The organism is Nocardioides sp. JQ2195 (assembly GCF_012272695.1).
Classification (GTDB): Bacteria; Actinomycetota; Actinomycetes; order Propionibacteriales; family Nocardioidaceae; genus Nocardioides.
In genome coordinates this window covers 862,995-880,857 of record NZ_CP050902.1, presented here as the reverse complement: position 1 = coordinate 880,857, position 17,863 = coordinate 862,995, and the positions used below count along the sequence as shown (strand labels likewise).

Here is a 17,863-nt window from a genome sequence, read left to right as displayed (position 1 = left end):
CATGGAAACGCGTCGGATCTCTGTCGTGACCGAGTCGTTCTATCCCTCCGTGGACGGCACCACACGGACCGTGAAGCACGTCGTCGACCGACTGGTCGACCTCGGGCACGAGGTGCAGGTGATCGCCCCGGGGCCCGGTCTGTCGACCTACCGCAGCTCCCCCGTCGTCCGGATCCGGCCGTTCGACAGGCCCGGACGTCAGGTCGCCGCCGCGCTCACCGACTTCTCGCCCGACCTGGTGCACGTGGCCTCGCCCGGAATCCTCGGCCGCAAGGCGCTCGAGCATGCCGGCCTCCAGGGCCGCCGCAGCCTCGTGGTCCAGCAGTCACCCGTCCCACCGGTCACCGCCGATCGCTGGCTGCGCAAGGTCGGCGCTCGGGCCGGCCAGGTCCTGGTCACCTGCGCTTGGATGCGCGACCGGCTGGCAGCGCTGGGTGTCGACGCCCCTGTCTGGGCACCCGGAGTCGACGTCGCGGCGTGGAGTCCGAGCCTGCGTGACCCGGGTCTGCACGCCGCCTGGTCACGGCGCAAGCTCGAAGCCACTCCTCGGGTCGTGGTCGGACACGTCGGCAGCCTCCACCGCCGTCACGGCGTACGACGCCTGGCCGAGCTCGCCCCGGTGCCGGGCATCCGCGTGGTGGTCATCGGGGACGGACCGCAGCGCAAGTGGCTCACGGACCGACTTCCCGCCGCGAAGTTCCTGGGCGCGCTCGCGCCGGGAGACCTGTCCACCGCGATGGCCTCGCTCGACGTGCTCGTGCACCCGGGCGAGCAGCAGACCTGCGCCCATGCCCTGCGTGAGGCAGCCGCGAGCGGGGTCCCGGTCGTGGCACCGTGGGCAGGCGGGGCCACCGACGTGGTGCGACCACTGGAGAACGGGCTCCTCTTCGACCCACGCTCCCCGTCGGGCTTCGCCGAGGCCGTGTCCCGCGTGGCCGGCGACCGGCAGCGCGCCCTGCTCGGCGGCCGGGGTCGCGAGCTCGCCATCGCTCGCAGCTGGGCGACGGCCGTCGACGAGCTGGTCGGCGAGCACTACGGGTGGCTCCGAGACGGCCACGGGGCGACCTCGGCCACCAGGGTGACGGGCCCCCACGCCGCCTGACCACGCATCCGGCAGGATTCCCGCATGGGCGGCGCACACTCCCGGTCTCGTGGACCGGTTCCAGACCAGGGTCCCGGCCCCGGGCACTCGCACGGCGGGGAGGTCCCCGACGTCGAGGTCGGCGCCCTCCCCCGCATCCTGCTCCTCGGCGGGCTGGTGCTCGTCGCACTCGGCACGGTCGTCGGCCTCGTGATGATGTGGCCCGGCGACGGCGACCGCCCCGAGGCCGTGCAGTACGCCGCCGAGGGCACCACCTTCCCGTCGGCCAAGGTGGTGTCGGTCAGCGAACCCTGCCCGGTGATCATCGCGGACCCGTCCATTCCCCCAGGGGAGAACGAGCCCTTCCCGGAGCACTGCAACGAGCTCACGGCCACCGTCGACGGGGACGAGGTGGTGGTGCAGGTGCCGCCGTACGTCGCCAAGTCGGGGCTGGGTGCGGGCGACGACGTGAAGCTGGCGAGGATCCCGACGGGCGCCGGCGAGGCGACGTACGGCTGGGTCGGCACCCAGCGCGACTTCCCGCTCGGTGCCATGACGCTCGTCTTCGTCCTGGTCGTGGCGCTGGTCGCTCGGCTGCGCGGCATCATGGCCCTGCTCGGCCTGGGCTTCGCCGGGTTCGTGGTCGCCAGGTTCATGCTGCCGGCGCTGCTCGAGGGCGGCTCCGGCGTGGGTGTCGCACTCGTCGGGGCGAGCGCGATCATGTTCGTGGTGCTCTACCTGACGCACGGGCTCTCGACCAGGACCAGCACCGCCCTGGCGGGAACCCTGGTCGGCATCGGCATCATCACGGCCCTGGGCATCTGGGGAGTCCGGGCCGCCCGGCTCAGTGGCGTGAGCGACGAGGGCAACGAGTACCTCATGCTCAATGCGCCCGACCTGGACTTCCGCGGCCTGCTCACCTGCGCGGTGATCATTGCCGGTCTCGGCGTGCTCAACGACGTCACCATCACCCAGTCGTCGGCGGTGTGGGAGCTGCGCGCCGCGGCTCCGCGGATGAGTCGCATGCAGCTCTTCACCAGCGGCATGCGCATCGGGCGCGACCACATCGCCTCGACGATCTACACGATCGTCTTCGCCTATGCCGGCACCGCGCTCGCCGTCCTGATGCTGCTCTCCCTCTATGACCGGCCGTTGCTGGACACGTTGTACGACGAGAACATCGCTGCCGAGGTGATGCGCACTCTCGCCTCGGCGATCGGCCTGGTGCTGGCGGTTCCGGCCACCACCGCCATCGCGGCGCTGACGGTGAGCGGCCCCGTGGTGGACGACCGTGGTGGACGACCGCGGGGTGAACGGTGACTGACGGGTAACGAAACGGATCTCACACGGGGTTAGGTTCACCTTCGCAGCAAAGAGGCCCTTTCGGGCGGTACCGTGCCTTCGTGGCAACTCCGACTCTCGTGAAAGGCAGCCGGTCGACGCGATCCACGATCGCGCTGAAGCTCCTCATGGCCGTCACCGGCCTGGTCTTCATCGGCTATGTGCTGCTCCATATGTACGGCAACCTCAAGGTCTTCGCCGGCCAGGAAGCCTTCGATGAGTACGCGCACCACCTGCGCACCTTCGGGGAGCCGATGCTCCCCTACGAAGGTCTGCTGTGGGTGATCCGCGCGGTGCTCCTGCTGTCGCTCGTCGGTCACGCCTACGCGGCGTTCACGCTCTGGGCCCGTGCCGGCAAGGCACGCACCCAGAAGTACGTCGTGAAGAAGGCCGTGGCTGCGACCCTCAGCTCGAAGATGATGCGTTGGGGCGGGGTGACGTTGCTGCTGTTCGTGATCTTCCACCTGCTGCACTTCACCACGCGGACCATCAACGTGAACGGCGACAAGGACTCGCCGTACGACCGGGTGGTGAGCTCCTTCCAGCCCGAGACGTGGTGGGTCACCGTGATCTACCTGCTCGCGATGGGCGCCCTGGCGATGCACCTGCGCCACGGCGTGTGGAGTGCCTGCCAGACCCTCGGCCTCACCAACAACGCGAAGAGCCGAGCCCGTGCGAACTTCGCCGGCGTATTCCTCGCCGTGGTGATCGCCGGCGGCTTTGCGCTGGTCCCGCTGTCCATCCTCCTCGGCATCGTCGACTAAGGGCTGATCCAAGAACATGACTGAAACCCAGACCCATGCCCCGTCCAGCGACGCCGCTGGCTTCTTCACCCTCGGTGACGCGATCGCGGACACCAAGGCACCGGCCGAGGCCTCCGTCCCCACCCGCTGGGAGGAGCGCAAGGCCCACGCCAAGCTGGTCAACCCGGCCAACCGTCGCAAGATCAAGGTGATCATCGTCGGCACCGGGCTTGCCGGCGCCGCCGCAGGCGCCACGCTCGGCGAGGCCGGCTACCAGGTGGAGAGCTTCTGCTACCAGGACTCCCCGCGCCGGGCCCACTCGATCGCCGCCCAGGGCGGCATCAACGCGGCGAAGAACTACCGCAACGACGGTGACTCGGTCTACCGCCTCTTCTACGACACGGTGAAGGGTGGCGACTTCCGCTCGCGGGAGTCGAACTCCTACCGTCTCGCGGAGGTCTCGGCCAACATCATCGACCAGTGCGTCGCCCAGGGCGTCCCGTTCGCCCGCGAGTACGGCGGCCTGCTCGACAACCGCTCGTTCGGTGGTGTGCAGGTCTCCCGCACCTTCTACGCCCGCGGCCAGACCGGCCAGCAGCTGCTGATCGGCGCCTACCAGGCGCTCGAGCGCCAGGTCGCCGCCGGCACCGTCACCACCCACACGCGCCACGAGATGCTGGAGCTGGTTGTCGTCGACGACGATTCTGGACAGCCCCGGGCCAAGGGCATCATCGTCCGCGACATGGTCACCGGCGAGATCGAGACGCACCTCGGTGACGCGGTCGTGCTGGCGACCGGTGGTTACGGCAACGTCTACTTCCTCTCCACCAACGCGATGGGCTCCAACGTCACCGCTGCGTGGCGTGCGCACCGCAAGGGCGCCTACATGGGCAACCCCTGCTACACGCAGATCCACCCGACCTGCATCCCGGTCTCCGGCGAGAACCAGTCGAAGCTGACCCTGATGTCGGAGTCGCTGCGCAACGACGGTCGCATCTGGGTGCCGAAGAAGAAGGAAGACTGCGCCAAGGACCCGCGCGACATCCCCGAGGAGGACCGCGACTACTACCTGGAGCGGATCTACCCGGCGTTCGGCAACCTGGTCCCCCGCGACATCGCCTCCCGCCAGGCGAAGTACATGTGCGACGACGGCCGCGGTGTCGGTCCCGAGGTCGACGGCGTACGCCGTGGTGTGTACCTCGACTTCGCCGACGCCATCAAGCGCCTCGGCCGTGATGCTGTCGAGACGAAGTACGGCAACCTGTTCGACATGTACGCGCAGATCACGGCGGAGAACCCGTACGAGGTCCCGATGCGCGTGTACCCGGCGGTGCACTACGTCATGGGTGGCCTGTGGGTCGACTACGACCTCGAGAGCAACGTCAAGGGCCTGTTCGTGGCCGGCGAGGCCAACTTCTCCGACCAGGGCGCGAACCGGCTCGGTGCCTCGGCGCTGATGCAGGGCCTGGCCGACGGCTACTTCGTGCTGCCCTACACGATCGCGAACTACCTGGCCGACAGCCACGAGCGGATCGACGAGTCACACCCCGCCGTGGTGGAGGCCAAGAAGGACGTGGAGGAGCGGATCAACCACTTCCTCACCGTCAACGGCACCCGCTCGGTCGACAGCTACCACAAGGAGCTCGGGCACCTGATGTGGGAGTACTGCGGCATGGAGCGCACGAAGGAGGGGTTGACGCTCGCGATCGAGAAGATCCGCGCGCTGAAGGCCGACTTCTGGAAGAACGTGAAGGTGCTCGGCACCGCGGAGAGCCTCAACCAGAGCCTCGAGCGGGCCGGCCGGGTGGCCGACTTCTTCGAGCTCGGTGAGCTGATGTGCATCGACGCCCTCAACCGGCGCGAGTCCTGTGGCGGGCACTTCCGTGCCGAGTCCCAGACGGCGGACGGCGAGGCCGAGCGCATCGACGAGGAGTTCGCCTACGTCGCCGCCTGGGAATGGGCTGGCGAGGACGGCCACATGCCGGTGCTCCACAAGGAGTCGTTGTCCTACGAAGCCATCGAGATGAAGGCACGGAGCTACAAGTGAAGATCACTCTCAACATCTGGCGCCAGGCCAACGCGGCCACCAAGGGCGCGATGCAGAAGTACGAGCTCGACGGAGTGTCCGAGGACATGTCGTTCCTCGAGATGCTCGACCTGCTCAACGAGAACCTCAACGAGCAGGGCGAGGACCCGGTCGCCTTCGACTCCGACTGTCGCGAGGGCATCTGCGGCATGTGCAGCCTGATGATCAACGGCCAGGCGCATGGTCCGGAGGTCACCACGACCTGCCAGCTGCACATGCGCTCGTTCAAGGACGGCGAGACGATCACCGTCGAGCCGTGGCGCGCGGAGCCGTTCCCGGTGCTCAAGGACCTGGTGGTCGACCGTTCCGCGTTCGACCGGATCATCCAGTCGGGCGGCTACATCTCGGCGAACACCGGTTCCGCCCCTGAGGCCAACAACCTGCCGGTCGAGAAGGCCAAGGCCGACCGCGCGTTCGACGTCGCCACCTGCATCGGCTGTGGCGCCTGCGTGGCCGCCTGCCCGAACGGTTCGGCATCGCTGTTCCTCGGTGCGAAGATCACCCACCTGGGCTCGCTGCCCCAGGGCCAGCCGGAGCGCGACACCCGCGTCGTCGACATGGTTGCCCAGCACGACCACGAGGGCTTCGGCGGTTGCACCAACATCGGTGAGTGCACCGCTGCCTGCCCGAAGGAGATCCCGCTCGACGTGATCTCCCAGCTCAACAAGGACCTGCGCACGGCCATGCAGCACGGCCTCTGAGCAGAGTTCCCTGGTCTCACCCTCGACGGGGCGTTCCGGCTGTCGCCGGAACGCCCCGTCAGGCATTTCAATGCCCCTCCTCGAGCACTACCCGCTCCGCCCCGCTTGGGCCATACCACTCTTCACACTCGGCCCACCCGATCCATTCACTCGCGCCACTGGGTCCAATCGAGCCTTCTGTGGCCGGGAGACGGCCCGACCGAGTTGAGTCCCCGATAGTGGTGTAGCGCGGTCGCCGAGATTGTCCCGGTCGTGGACGTAGACGCGGCCACCGCGTGATCCTTCGAGTTCACCTTCCACAGATCTCTCGAACGGAACATCACGATGACCGCTCCACACATTGTCGACCCTGCCGGCCTGCTCAGCGAAGCCCTGACCGAAGCCAGCCCGGACCTGATGCGGCAGATGCTGCAGACGATGATCAACGCCCTTCTCTCTGCTGATGCCGACGCCGTGGTCGGTGCCGAGTGGGGACGGCCTAGCCCGGGCCGCACGACCCAGCGCAACGGCTACCGCCACCGCGACCTCGACACCCGCGTCGGCACGATCGATGTCGCGATCCCCAAGCTGCGGCAGGGCTCCTACTTCCCCGAGTGGCTCCTCGAGCGCCGCAAGCGTTCCGAAGCTGCCCTGATCACCGTGGTCGCGGACTGCTACCTCGCAGGGGTTAGCACCAGGCGGATGGACAAGCTGGTCAAGACGTTGGGCATCGACTCCCTGTCGAAGTCCCAAGTCAGCCGAATGGCGACCGACCTCGACAAGACTGTCGAGCAGTTCCGCCACCGCCCCCTCGACGATGCCGGCCCGTTCACCTTCGTAGCGGCCGACGCGCTGACGATGAAGGTCCGCGAAGGCGGCCGAGTCATCAACGCCGTCGCCCTGGTCGCCACCGGCGTCAACGCCGACGGCCACCGCGAAGTCCTCGGCATCCGAGTCGCCACCGCCGAAACCAGGACCGCCTGGAACGAGTTCTTCGCCGACCTGGTCGCCCGCGGCCTGAGCGGCGTCCGGCTCGTCACCAGCGACGCGCAAGCCGGTCTGGTCGAGGCCGTCGCCGCCAACCTCCCGGGCGCATCCTGGCAACGCTGTCGCACCCACTACGCGGCGAACCTGATGAGCATCTGCCCGAAGTCGATGTGGCCGGCGGTCAAGGCGATGCTGCACTCGGTCTACGACCAGCCCGACACCACGGCGGTGCACGCCCAGTTCGACCGGCTGCTGGATTACGTCACCGAGAAGCTACCCGTTGTCGCTGAACACCTCGATGCTGCCCGGGCCGACATCTTGGCGTTCACCAGCTTCCCGAAGGACGTGTGGACCCAGATCTGGTCCAACAACCCCGCCGAACGGCTCAACCGTGAGATCCGTCGTCGCACCGACGTGGTCGGGATCTTCCCCAACCGTGACGCCATCGTGCGCCTGGTCGGTGCCGTCCTGGCCGAGCAGAGCGACGAATGGGCCGAGGGCCGCCGCTACCTGGGACTCGAGGTCCTGACCCGCTGCCGGGTCACCATCGTCCCCACCACCGAGCCCGAGATCGGAGCTGATGACCTGCCCGTATTGACTGCCTGATCCTTCAGCAAGGAGAACGCAGCGCTACACCACTACCTGGGACTTGACCCCCGACCGGACCCAGTGATAGAGGACGACGGCCCAGTTGGGCCGGCGCGGTCAGGGCGCGGGAGGCTTCGGTCTGGAGCACCGGGCGACCCGTCCACGACGGTCTGGGCGGGGATCCGCATCTGGTTGCACGGAATTCACGCCTGTTTCCACAGGCTGGCTCAGGTGGACCCACACCCTGCGCTACACCGCTCTACGCTCGCCGATGACGCAGCGAGCGGAAGTGGAGGACTCAGACATGGGCATCGAGCGGCATCCCTACGCGACCGCACGGGAGGCTGCTGACATGTTGGCCGTCACGGGACTGCCACGAACCTCGGTACGTCGCGCATTGGCCGCAGGCGTCGCGGGTGAAGCCATCCGCACGCGGGGCTCCTTGCTCTACCGACGCCGGACGATCCGCGACCTGATCCGCGAACCGCTCACCGAGGGCACGCTCCCCCACCCCCTGGACAAGGGCACCTTCGTGCTGCGGTTGTGGTTCGGTGCTCCGGACATCGTCCGGTTCACCGCCCACCAGGAGGACGACGCACGTCGCGACTCGATCTCGGATGGCTGGCACATGGGGTGGCAGACCCGCCTGGTGCTGGTCGCGCGAGCCACCTACGGCGTCCCGATGCCCCTGCTCGCCACCTGCGGTGGCTTCGTGGTCGTCGGCGCCACGATTCTGGGCGCCCGACAATCGGCCACCGACACCTCCACCAGCCTGCGCCTCGGTCCACCGGACGACTGGTACGAGGGGCTGCACCACCGCATCCTCATCACCCCACGGGGCCGACCCTGGACGATCCTGCCTCGCGCGCGGTTGAACAATCCGTGGGTGGGGGTCAACGAGCGCGACGGCAGGGCCTGAGCCGACTGAGTCGGCTCGTCCGACCGTGTCTGTGGCTGCCTAACCCTTCGGACGTCGGCGTACGGCCGCGATCACGGCCAGCATGGCGGCTCCCCCGGCCGCGAAGGCGGCCTTCGGGCTGACGCCCCTGCCATCCCGGGCGCCAGGCGCACTCCCGCCCGCACCGCGCCCGCCCACACCGCGCCCGCCCACACCGCGCCTGTCGGCGCCCGCTCCGACGAACTGTCCGACGGGGCCACCGGCACCGCCAGACGGTCCCCCAGGCACGTCGGGTGCTGCGACCACCTTGGCGACGTGGCCCTGCTGCATGCCCGATCGGGAAGCACGCGCCCGACGCGACGTGTAGGCCCAGGCGGCGGCATACATGACGACACGGGAGAAGTAGTTGATCCAGACCACCAGGATCAACGCGATGCCGAATGCCTGGAATGCCGGTTGCGACTTCGTGGAGGCGATCAAGAACGTGGACAGCTGCTTGAGGATCTCGAAGCCGAGGGCGCCGAGCAACGCGCCCGACCACAGCGACGCGCGGGGAACGTCCGGATCCGCCAGCAGCTTGAACAGGGCGAAGAACAGCACCGCGCTCGCGCCGACGCCGACCGCGACCGAGATCACCAGCAGGAGCGGGGAGAGCCCGACACCGAGGCCGAGCAGGTCGAGCAGCTGCTCGGAGAAGCGCGAGATGATCCCCGACACCGCGACGCTGACCATCATCACCAGCCCGATCAGGCCGAGTGAGACCAGGTCACGCACCTTGCCCACCACGAAGTTGGGTTGCTCGCGCTGCGGAGTCTCGAACATCACGAGCAGCGCCTCGCGCATGCCCGACAACCAACCCAGGCCCGCGTAGAGAACACCGACCAGACCGATCATCCCCACGGCTCCGGCGGAGTCCTGGATCGACTCCAGGGAGATCTGACCCTTGCCGTCACCGAGCATCCCGGGCAGCACCTCGCCGATCGCCTCGGTGAGGTTGTCCTGGGCGTCGGGGTAGACCTTCGCCACCCAACCGATCACGAAGAAGGCGAGCGCGAGGATCGGGAAGAACGACAGGAAGCCGAAGTAGGTGACCGCCCCGGCCTGCAGGTTCCCCTTCACCTCGCCGAAGTGCTGGACCATCCGCACGACGTGGTCGAAGATCGGGCGTTGGGCACGCAGGCGCGTGATGCGAACGTCAAGTCGTTCCTTCAGTGAGGCCACAGGGGTCAGATCACCACGTCATCGCCGGTGAGGGCAAACGAGCGGTCCACCTGCCATCCGATCTCGTCGTCGTGGACGTAGAGGTGGAACTCCTCAGCGGTGAAGCGGCACTCGAACCCCGCCAGCTCGGTGAACGCACGATCGAGGGCGACGTCGTCGAGGTGATGGGCGATGGTCACGTGCGGGTGGTAGGGGAAGGCCAGCTCGCTGGCCAGCGGCCCCCGGCGCACGGCGTCGGCCAGGCGCTCGCAGGCAGAGATGCCCTCGACGACGCCGACGAAGACCACGGGCGACACCGGGCGGAAGGTCCCGGTGCCACGCAGGTGCACGGGGAAGTCCGTCGTCTGCGCAGCGACGCCGGAGAGGTGCTCCTCGACCAGGTCGAGGTCATCGCACTCGGTCGGAGGGACCAACGTGATGTGCGTCGGGATGCGAGTGGCGGTGGTGTCACCGATCGCCGTCCGGTAGTCCTGCAGCTGCGAGGCCCAGGGCTCCGGGATGGCGATGGCAACTCCGATGGTCGACACGCCCATGACCCTAGCGTGTGACGGGCTTGACGAAACCGACCCGGTCATAGACGTCGGCCAAGGTTCGCTCGGCGACGGCGGCTGCCTTGTCCGCGCCGCTGGCGATGATGTCGTCGAGCATCGTCTGGTCCTCGAGCAGCTCCAGGGTCCGGTCACGGAACGGTGTCACGAACTCGACGACCACCTCGGCCAGGTCCTTCTTGAAGTCGCCGTAACCCTTGCCGGCGTACTGCCCGACGAGGTCGTCGACAGCGGTGCCGGTCAGCGCCGAGTAGATGGTGAGGAGGTTCGAGACTCCGGGCTTCTCCTCCACGTCGAAGCGGACCTCGGAGCCGGAGTCGGTGACCGCCGAGCGAATCTTCTTCGCACTGACCTTGGGGTCGTCGAGCAGGTCGACGATGCCGCTGGGCGACGACGCCGACTTCGACATCTTCGAGGTCGGGTCCTGCAGGTCGGTGATCTTCGCGGTGGCCTTGAGGATGTAGGGCTCGGGCAGGCGGAAGGTCTTCTTGTAGCGGTGGTTGAACCGCTGCGCGAGGTCGCGGGTCAGCTCGAGGTGCTGGCGCTGGTCCTCCCCGACCGGCACGTAGTGCGGTCGGTAGAGCAGGATGTCGGCGGCCTGGAGGATCGGGTAGGTGAACAGCCCGACGCTGGCGGCTCCCTCGCCACCCTTCGCGGACTTGTCCTTGAACTGGGTCATCCGGCGCGCCTCACCGAAGCCGGTCAGGCACTGCAGGACCCAGCTCAGCTGGGCGTGCGCGGGCACCTGGCTCTGCATGAAGATGGCGGCACGGGAGGGGTCCACGCCCATGGCGATCAGCTGGGCGGCAGCACGCAGGCACCGCTGGCGCAGCACCTTGGGGTCCTGCTCGACGGTGATCGCGTGCTGGTCGGCGATGAAGAAGAACGGCTCGTAGTTCTCCTGGAGGTCCACCCACTGGCGCAAGGCACCGAGGTAGTTGCCGAAGTGGAACGAGTCAGCGGTCGGCTGGATGCCGGAGAGGACCCGGGGACGGGCGGTGCCCGTCCCGGATTCGGACGCAGAGACCTGGGGCGCGGTCGAGGTGGACATGGCGGCATTGTTCCACTGGGCATGCGCGTGCTGCTGACGGGTACCCGGAGGGACCACGAGATCGGGAGGAACATGTGGAATCACTCTGGCAGGACGGCGCCCCGTCCTTCGTCGACGACTCCTCGGTCCCCGCGAAGGTGGACGACCTCGTCGTGGGTGCGGGTCTCACCGGGTTGACCACCGCCGTCCTGTTGGCACGTGCCGGTCGTCGGGTGGCCGTCGTGGAGGCGCGCCGGGTCGGCGCGGTGACCACCGGCAACACGTCGGCCAAGGTGAGCCTCCTGCAGGGAACCAAGCTCTCCGTTCTGCTCCGCAGCCACGACCGTCGTGTCGCCGAGGCGTACCTGGCGTCGAACCGCGGGGGTCAGCAGTGGCTGACGGACTTCTGCGCCGACCACGGCGTGCCCGTGCAGATGCGTGATGCCGTCACCTACGCGTCGACTGCCGACGAGCGTGACGTCGTACGCCGTGAGCACGAGGCCGCGCGCTCCCTCGGCCTCGGGGTCCGCTGGCAGGACCGTCTCGACGTGCCCTTTCCGAACCACGGGGCCACGGTGCTCGCCGCGCAGGCGCAGTTCAACCCGCTCGACGTGCTCGCCGCGCTGGTGGAGCAGCTCCGCGAGCACGGCGGCACCCTCCACCAGGGCCACCGGCTCACCGGGGTCAGCTGGACCGGCCCACCCGTCGCCACGCTTCGCCTCGAGGGCGCCGGCGGGGACGGCGACGAGGACCGCGACGAGGACCGCGACGAGGACGGCGGCCAGGACGGCTGCGGGGACGGCGGCCGGGACGGCATCCCCACGGAGGTGAGCGTGGAAGCCGCTGAGGTGGTCCTGGCCACGGGCGTCCCCGTGCTCGACCGAGGCCTCTACTTCGCCAAGGTGGAGCCCCAGCGTTCCTACGTGCTCGCCTTCGCGTTCGCCGAGAGCCTGGGCGGCATGTACCTCTCGGCGGGAACCTCCTCCCGGTCGGTGCGCGACGCTCCCGGTGCGGCTGGGGCCGCGGGTCATCTCCTGGTCGGCGGCAGCGGCCACGGGGTGGGCCGAACCCGGTCGGAGCAGGCACATGTCGACGAGCTGCACCGCTGGACGGAGGAGCACTACCCCGGGGCCCGCCTCACCCACCAGTGGTCAGCGCAGGACTATTCACCCAGCGACGGGCTCCCCCGCGTCGAGCTCCTCCCCCGCGGACGTGGCAGGATCCACGTGGCGACCGGGTTCGACAAGTGGGGCATGACCAACGGTGTGGCTGCGGCCCGGACCATCGCGAGCAGGATCCTCGGGGACGCCCCCCAACGGTCGACCGCACCGGGTCGCCCGGGTCTGGCTCGTCCGGGACTGGCTCGCCCGGGTCTGACTCCCCCGGCTCTGGCACCGCGTTCGGCCGCGCGAATGCTCGAGATGAACCTGCGCGGAGTGGCCGCCAATCTCAGCACCTTCGTCCGGGCCGAGATCGGCAGCGAGCCGGAGCAACCACCCGAGGGCCAAGGACGTGTCGGCCGGTCCGGCCTGCTTCCCCGAGGGGTGTCGACCGTGGACGGCCGTCCCTGCTCGGTGACGGCCGTGTGCACCCACGCCGGAGGGACCCTCACGTGGAACGACGCCGAACGCACCTGGGACTGCCCGTGGCACGGCTCCCGCTTCTCTCCCCACGGGAGTGTGCTGGAAGGACCGGCCACGCGGCCACTCAACCGACCCGACCGAGCCGACCGAGCCTAGGCCACTCGGCCGGGCTCGAGGGATCTGCGGTGGTGGAGGGCGGCCAGGACCAGCACCAGGAAGCCGGCCAGGGACAGGCCGACACCGACCAGTGCCGGTGCCCGGTAGCCCCAACCGGCAGCGATCACCAGCCCGCCGAGCCAGGCGCCCAGCGCGTTGGCGACGTTGAGGGACGCATGGTTCATCGCGGCGCCCAGGGTCTGCGCGTCGCCGGCGACCTCCATCAGGCGCAGCTGCAGGTTGACCACCAGCACGGAGCTGATCGCCGAGATCGCGAAGGCGAACGGCAGCGCCCACCAGCCGTACGGCGTCACCGCGGCGAAGGCCAGCAGGACCACGCCCATGCCGATGGCCGACCCGAGCAGCGAACCGAAGACCGACCAGTCCGCCAGCTCCCCTGCCAGCCAGGTGCCGAAGGTCATCCCGAGGCCGAACATCAGCAGGAACACCGGCACGGCCGACTCGTGCAGGTCCCCGACCTCGGTGACGGTCGGCGAGATGTAGGAGTAGACCGCGAACATGCCGCCGAAGCCGATCGCACCGGCGACGAGGGTGAGCCACACCTGCACCCGGGAGAACGCGGCCAGCTCACGTCGACCGGTGGCACTCGGGTCGGCGGGCAGTGCCGGCACGTAGGCCATGATCATCGAGACGGTGACGATGCCCAGGACGGCGACCGCGACGTACGCCGTGCGCCAGCCGAGGTTCTGGCCCATCCAGGTGGCCGCGGGCACCCCGATCACGTTGGCGATCGACAGCCCCAGCATGACCAGCGCCACAGCACGTCCCTTGCGCCCCCGCGCGGCGAGGTTGGCGGCAACCAACGACGCGACACCGAAGTAGGCACCGTGCGGGAGGCCGGACAGGAATCGAGCCGTCGTGAGCAGCCCGTAGTTGGGGGCGATCGCGCTGAGCCCGTTGCCGATCGCGAATGCGACCATCAGCGCGAGCAGCAGGGCTCGCCGGGGCAGGCGGGCACCGAAGAAGGCCAGCAGCGGAGCACCCACGACGACTCCGAGGGCGTACGCCGAGATGACGTGCCCGCTCGTCGGGATGCTGACACCGACGCCGTCCGCGATCTGTGGGAGCAGGCCCATGGTGACGAACTCCGTCGTACCGATCGCGAAGCCACCCATGGCCAGCGCGAGGACGGCGAGGCCGAAGTGCGCGGCGTGGGGCCTGGACTCGTCCGGGGTTGGCGCGTCCCGGTGCTCGGCGGTTGCTGGCATGCTCATCGCATTGTGCAACCAGAGCTCACCGCACGCCTATTCCGTGGTTCGTGTCACCCGGCCAGGTGTCCCCAACGCGGGGCGAGCTGGGTCCACGGCCCGATCTCGGCCACCTCACCGTCGACGAGAACCACCACCCGATCCGCCCGGGACAACGCGGCCCGCTTGGCAGTCGCCCCGATCACCGTGGCGCCGCGCTCGCGCAGCGAACGCCACAGCTCGATCTCCGTGCTGGCGTCGAGCGCGCTGGAGACGTCATCGGCGAGGGTCAGCTCGGCGTCGGTGGCCAGGGCGCGGGCGAGCGCCAGGCGCTGCACCTGGCCTCCGGAGAGGCGTACGCCGCGGTGCCCGACGAGCGCGTCCCTGCCGCCCGCCTCCTCGACGTCGGCATCGAGTCGGGCCACCCCCACCGGTGCATCGAAGGCGCGGTCGTGGCCGAGCCGGACGTTGTCGTTGAAGGTTCCCGACAGCACCCGCGGCACTTGGGCGACGTGGGAGACCTGGCCGGGGCGCAGGAACCGCTGCGGGTCCCGGACCACGTCGTGGTTCCAGAGGACGTCACCGCGGTAGTCGATCAGGCCGGCGAGCGCAGCCAGCAGGCTCGACTTGCCCGAGCCCACCTGTCCGACCAGCAGCACCAGCTCGCCCGCCTCGACGGTGAGGTCGACGCCCGAGACACCGATCGTGCCGTCGTCGTGCACGGCGGAGAACCCACGGAGCTCGAGTCGGTCGAGCGGAACTCTCGGCACGGGTTCCGGGTCGGGGGCGGCGCCGCTGACCAGGTCGACGCCCGGCGGGAGGTCCATCAGGTCGACACCGCCGGCGAACCTGGCGGTCTCGACCTGCCACGCGCGGGTGCCGGGGGCCTCGGTGACGACCATGCCGGCCACCCTCCCGAACCAGTCGAACCCGGCCACGGCGTTGCCGACCAGCAGGGCGATGGCCAGGCTCCAACCGCCTGCGAAGTAGACCGCCCAGGCGGTCACCACGCCACACTGCACCATCACGATCGGGACGCCGTCGAGGAACGCCTGCACCCGGTGCTCCTTGACCGCAGCGGCAACCCGGCCGGAGTCGACGTCGCGCAGGTGGCGGCGTACGGCCGGGGTGGCCGCGGCCAGCTTGACCGTGCGCGCCGACTCGAGCGCCGAGACCAGGGCCCGGCCGAAGCCGGCACGCGCGGTGGACGCCTCGGCGGCCGACCGACCGGCGATCGGGCGACCCACCGCGGAGGCGAGCGCCGAGGTCACCATCACCGCGAGCAGGACGGCACCGGCGATCCACGTGCCGGCGATCAGCGCGGTGAAGGCGGCGATGATCATGCCGTTGAGGAAGTCGACCCAACGGTCGGCGTACCGGGCGTAGCGGTCTGCGTCCATGGAGCGGGCCACCACCTCGCCGGGCGGGGTCCGGGTCAGCCGCTGCTGCGACGTCTGGCCGTGCAGCACGGACATGCGGACCCGCAGCATCACCTCGATCCACCAACGCGGGTAGCGCCAGAACGCGTCGGCCAGCATGAACGGCATGGCCAACAGGCACAGCACGAGCGCGACGCTGAGCAGTCCCGGGGACCTGCCCACCTGGAGGTCCTCGACGATGCGGCCCCACACCAAACCGGTGATCGCACCCTGCGCGCCGATCACCGAGATCATCAGGAAGAGGGCGGCTCCCCAGATGCCCCAGGTCGGACGCACCGAGAGCGCGTGGGCGATGCCGCGAGCCAACGACGGCCCGTTGCCGACGTCGGGGACATCGGGCGGCGGACCGACGCGCCGGCGTCCCCCCACCGACGATCCGCCGGCCGGGTCACCGACCATCGCGTCGTCGAGGGTGGCGTGCGCAACCGGCTCGTCGTCACCCCGGTCCTGGGTGGTGCCGTCGATGCTGTCGTCGGCCCGCCGCTGCTGCCGCTGCTCGACACGGCTGGCGTGGAGCAGGTCACGGAAGGCCCCGGGCTCTCGGGCCAGGACGGCCCGCAGGCCCTCCTGGACCACGCGACCGTGGTCGAGCACGGCCACGTGCGGAGCTCGCTCGATGGTGCTGAGCCGGTGGGCGATCAACACGCCGGTGCGACCGCGGAGCAACCGGTCGGCGGCTGCCACGACACGGTGCTCGGTCAGCGGGTCCATGCGGGCGGTCGCCTCGTCGAGCACGACGACGCGCACGTTGCGGATCAGCAGCCGGGCGAACGCGACCAGCTGCTCCTCCCCCGCCGACAGCCTGGTCCCCCCGGGACCCAGCAGTGTGTCGAGCCCGTCCGGAAGGCCGGCGACCCATCCGTCGAGCCCGAGCTCGGCCACGGCCTGCTGCACCCGCTCCCGGGTGACGTCCCCGAAGAGAGTGATGTTCTCGGCGAGGGTGCCGGCCAGGATCTCGGTGCGCTGGGTGACCACGCCGACGCTGGCGCGGAGCTGCTGCAGGTCGATGTCGAGGATGTCGACACCGCCGAGCAGGATCGTGCCCCGGGGCGGCTCGACGGCCCGGGAGACCAGGGACGCCAGGGTCGACTTGCCCGAGCCGGTGCGCCCGACCAGGGCCAGCGTGTCCCCGGCCGGGAGGAAGAGGTTGATGTCGCGCAGCGCGAAGGTGCCCTCGTCGTAGGCAAAGGCGAGATCGCGGATCTCCAGCTCGAGTGCCGCCTGCTCCGGCACCGGCCGGCCCCCTTGGGGCTCCGGCTCGACAGCGAGCATCTGCCGGAGCCGGATGACCGCACCCAGGCCGGCCTGGAGGTCAGGCAGGTGGTTGGCCAGCATCGCGATCTGCCCGACGAAGGTGGAGGTGACCAGGAAGAGGGTGACCAGCCGGGCGACGGAGAGGTCGCCGTTCATCGCGAGCGCGATGCCCGCGAGGCCGATGCCGGCCAGCAGGGCGTGGAGCAGGAGCCCGGCTCGAAGGGCCAGTCGCCGCTCCACGTCGAGGACGGAGCGGAAGCGCTCGTGCACCACGGCGGAGAGGCCGGCCACTCGTTTGACGACGTGTGCCTGCCCGAGGCTGGTGCGCAGGTCGTCGCGTCCTGCGATGCCTTCCTCGAGCGCTGCCGCGTGGTCGGTCCAGGCCATCTCCTCGATGACCTTGCGCCGGGAGATCTCACCCAGCAGGGAACGGATCGCGAGCCACGTGACCAGTCCCAGGGCTGGGAAGAGCACCCAGGCGGGCCACCAGGTGAGGCCGGCCACGATCCACATCGGCACCACTCCGAAGACGGTGCGGGCGAACATCCACAGCTGCCAGCGGATCAGGTTGCCGACCTCGTGGGTGTCGTCGTCGACGCGGTCGAGGATCTCGCCGACGGCCTGCTCGGAGAGAGTGGCCAGGGGTTGCCCCAGGGCGGCGTCGAGGAGGTCCTCCCGCAGGCGGCCCTCCGCCCGGTCGGAGAGGCCGACCCAGACGATCTTGCCGAACGTGTCGATCAGGGACGCACCGATCACGCAGCCTGCCAGGAGCCCCACGAGGGAGCTGGTGGGGTGCTCGGCGAGTCGGCCGATCACCACGGTGCCCACGGTGGTCGAGACCGCTGCGATCGCGGCGCACAGCAGCGCACCCGCAGCCATCGGCGACCGCATCCGCTGCCAGTCGACCCGCCGGGTGGGATCAGCCGGGGGGACGGGCAGTGGCGTCTTCTGGGGGCGCTCCGGCGGCCGCGTGAGGGTGTCTGTCATGGCCTGTCGAGACTACGCCGCCGGACCGACAGT

The 17,863-nt window shown here is 69.6% G+C and carries 13 protein-coding genes; 8 read left to right on the top strand and 5 right to left on the bottom strand.

The window, feature by feature from the left end:
• The first annotated feature begins 25 nt into the window (after positions 1–25).
• The 7 genes from ncot_RS04120 (at position 26) to ncot_RS04090 (ending at position 8,425) form a co-directional block, all read left to right on the top strand.
• Complete coding sequence (locus tag ncot_RS04120; protein ID WP_240938055.1) at positions 26–1,102, top strand: glycosyltransferase; 1,077 nt, start codon at positions 26–28, stop codon at positions 1,100–1,102.
• A gap of 24 nt (positions 1,103–1,126) precedes the next feature.
• The gene (locus ncot_RS04115; protein ID WP_168616462.1) at positions 1,127–2,401 is read left to right on the top strand and encodes a YibE/F family protein; all 1,275 of its coding nucleotides are present in this window, start codon (positions 1,127–1,129) and stop codon (positions 2,399–2,401) included.
• Between the two features lie 83 nt (positions 2,402–2,484).
• On the top strand, positions 2,485–3,186 hold the full coding sequence (locus tag ncot_RS04110; protein WP_168616461.1) for a succinate dehydrogenase cytochrome b subunit: 702 nt from the start codon (positions 2,485–2,487) through the stop codon (positions 3,184–3,186).
• Positions 3,187–3,202: 16 nt separating this feature from the next.
• Positions 3,203–5,212, top strand: coding sequence for a fumarate reductase/succinate dehydrogenase flavoprotein subunit (locus ncot_RS04105; protein ID WP_168616460.1), 2,010 nt, complete (start codon positions 3,203–3,205; stop codon positions 5,210–5,212).
• Positions 5,209–5,952 (top strand): succinate dehydrogenase/fumarate reductase iron-sulfur subunit, encoded by a 744-nt coding sequence (locus tag ncot_RS04100; RefSeq protein ID WP_168616459.1) that lies wholly within the window; start codon positions 5,209–5,211, stop codon positions 5,950–5,952. Before ncot_RS04105 ends, ncot_RS04100 begins: the two co-directional genes overlap by 4 nt.
• A gap of 324 nt (positions 5,953–6,276) precedes the next feature.
• Positions 6,277–7,524 (top strand): IS256 family transposase, encoded by a 1,248-nt coding sequence (locus ncot_RS04095; RefSeq protein ID WP_168616458.1) that lies wholly within the window; start codon positions 6,277–6,279, stop codon positions 7,522–7,524.
• 286 nt (positions 7,525–7,810) lie between these two features.
• A complete protein-coding gene (locus tag ncot_RS04090; RefSeq protein WP_168616457.1) occupies positions 7,811–8,425 on the top strand; it encodes a hypothetical protein in 615 nt (204 codons plus the stop codon).
• Between the two features lie 39 nt (positions 8,426–8,464).
• Here the strand turns inward: ncot_RS04090 and ncot_RS04085 are convergent, their stop codons facing one another.
• From ncot_RS04085 to trpS, 3 genes are read right to left on the bottom strand one after another with little or no spacing between them, the layout of a single operon-like run.
• Positions 8,465–9,625, bottom strand: coding sequence for a YihY/virulence factor BrkB family protein (locus tag ncot_RS04085; RefSeq protein WP_168616456.1), 1,161 nt, complete (start codon positions 9,623–9,625; stop codon positions 8,465–8,467).
• Positions 9,626–9,630: 5 nt separating this feature from the next.
• Positions 9,631–10,152, bottom strand: a complete 522-nt coding sequence (locus tag ncot_RS04080; protein WP_206065140.1) for a 2'-5' RNA ligase family protein — start codon at positions 10,150–10,152, stop codon at positions 9,631–9,633.
• Positions 10,153–10,162: 10 nt separating this feature from the next.
• Positions 10,163–11,224 carry a tryptophan--tRNA ligase gene (trpS, locus tag ncot_RS04075; protein WP_168616454.1) on the bottom strand — a complete coding sequence of 354 codons (1,062 nt, stop codon included), beginning with the start codon at positions 11,222–11,224 and terminating at the stop codon, positions 10,163–10,165.
• Positions 11,225–11,298: 74 nt separating this feature from the next.
• On the opposite strand from trpS, the gene ncot_RS04070 reads away from it, so the two are divergent.
• On the top strand, positions 11,299–12,942 hold the full coding sequence (locus tag ncot_RS04070; protein ID WP_168616453.1) for an FAD-dependent oxidoreductase: 1,644 nt from the start codon (positions 11,299–11,301) through the stop codon (positions 12,940–12,942).
• Here the strand turns inward: ncot_RS04070 and ncot_RS04065 are convergent.
• Entirely contained in the window at positions 12,939–14,177 is a 1,239-nt protein-coding gene (locus ncot_RS04065) for an MFS transporter (protein WP_240938054.1), read from the bottom strand. The two genes, ncot_RS04070 and ncot_RS04065, sit on opposite strands and share 4 nt — an antisense overlap.
• Positions 14,178–14,224: 47 nt before the next feature.
• A complete protein-coding gene (locus tag ncot_RS04060; protein ID WP_168616452.1) occupies positions 14,225–17,830 on the bottom strand; it encodes an ABC transporter ATP-binding protein in 3,606 nt (1,201 codons plus the stop codon).
• Between the last annotated feature and the right edge of the window lie 33 nt (positions 17,831–17,863).